The sequence below is a fragment of the Clostridium tarantellae genome (assembly GCF_009295725.1).
Taxonomy (GTDB): Bacteria; Bacillota; Clostridia; order Clostridiales; family Clostridiaceae; genus Sarcina; species Sarcina tarantellae.
Genome location: NZ_WHJC01000462.1, coordinates 1 through 1719, shown reverse-complemented (window position 1 = coordinate 1719; position 1719 = coordinate 1). Strand labels below are relative to the sequence as shown.

Sequence of the window (1719 nt, the reverse complement as noted above, 5' to 3'; positions counted from 1 at the left end):
CATAATAAACTAGCACCACTTATAGAGCAGTTATTTGCAGATGAAAATATTATTTATGGTGATGATAAAATGATGCGTTGGTATACCAATAATGTTTATGTAGATACAGATGCAAAAGGGAATAAATGTTATAAAAAGATAGAACCCATCTTAAGAAAAACAGATGGATTTTTTGCTTTTATTCATGCTTTATCTAAAGAAGCTACTATACCAATAGAAGCATCTACCACATTCTTTCAATGCTATTCATATTAAAAGGGGGCGAGCCATATTGGTATAAAAAATATATTAAGTAATTTATTTAGTTCTAAAATGGAAGGTAAAACTATATTTGCTAATCTACAAGCAGAAATATTTTATAAAGAATTTGCTATACAATCCTGTATTTCTATAATAACTAATGCTTTAGTATTATCAGAATTTGAAACCTTTGAAAAAGGAAAAGAAGTTAAAAAAAATAATTATTATTTATTTAACATAGAACCTAATAAAAATCAAAATTCTACAGAGTTTTGGATGCAGGTAATTTCAAGATTAGTTTATGATAATGAATGTTTAATAGTTCAAATAGACAAGGAGTTATTTGTGGCAGATAGTTTTCATCATAGTGAATATGTTTATTATGAGGATCTTTATAAAAATGTGGTGGTAAGAGGTTATGAACTAAAGGATATTTTTAAAGAATCAGATGTATTTTATTTTAAATTAAATGATGAAAATATAAAAAGAATTATAGATGGACTATATGAAGATTATAGTAAACTTATAGGAAATGCCATGGGAGCTTATAAACGTTCTAATGGGAATAAAGGTATATTAGAAATTCAATCACAAGCTCCAGTACAGGGAGAAGCCAAGGAAAAATTTGAAGAACTTATGAATAAGGGATTTAAAAAATATCTTGAAAGTGATAATGCTGTATTACCCTTATCATCTTCTTATAAATTTTTAGAAAGTAAAAATCAAGGAAACATAAAAGATAGTAGGGATATAAGAGCAGTTATTAATGATGTAATAGATTTTGTGGCATCAGCTTTTCATATACCATCCTGTATAGTAAAGGGAGATGTGGCAGGTATTGAAAACCAAACGGATAACTTTTTAATGTTTGGTATTAATCCTATAGCAAAACTTATAACTACAGAACTAAATCGTAAAATGTATGGAAAAGAAAATTATTTAGATAGAACCTATGTAAAAATGAATACTCAAAAAATAAGGGATGTGGATTTAGAAAAACTATCTAAGTCAGCAGATCTATTATTTAGAATAGGTGTAAATAGTATAGATGATAATTTAATAATGCTTGGCAAAGAACCACTAAATGAAGATTGGTCCAAAGAACATTATGTAACTAAAAACTATCAATCTGTATTAAATCCAAGTTTAAAAGGTGGTGATAATTTTGGAACAAAGAACAGTAAACCTACAGTTTAGAAGTACCAACATGGAAGAAAGAAAACTAGAAGGTTATGCAGCAGTATTTAATGATGATTATACTAAGTTAAAGGATAGATGGGGAGAAAGCTTCTATGAAAAAGTTAATAGGGGAGCTTTTATTAAAACTTTATCTGATAAAAATAGAGATAAATTTATGCTTATTAATCATGATTGGAATAAGGTAGTAGGAAGAACGGATTCAAACTTAGTTTTAGAAGAAGATTCTAATGGATTAAGATTTGAATTAACAGTACCTAATACCACAGATGGTAATGATTT

The 1719-nt window shown here is 27.3% G+C and carries 2 protein-coding genes and 1 pseudogene; all 3 read left to right on the top strand.

What is annotated here, in order from left to right; genetic code table 11:
- Nucleotides 1-255, top strand: a pseudogene (locus GBZ86_RS15595) (terminase large subunit); the annotation flags it as partial.
- A gap of 57 nt (nt 256-312) precedes the next feature.
- The gene (locus GBZ86_RS15590) at nt 313-1437 is read left to right on the top strand and encodes a phage portal protein (RefSeq protein WP_152892186.1); all 1125 of its coding nucleotides are present in this window, start codon (nt 313-315) and stop codon (nt 1435-1437) included.
- The coding region (locus tag GBZ86_RS15585) for an HK97 family phage prohead protease (RefSeq protein ID WP_152892184.1) at nt 1406-1719 on the top strand (314 nt) is incomplete at its 3' end. The genes GBZ86_RS15590 and GBZ86_RS15585, both read left to right, overlap by 32 nt.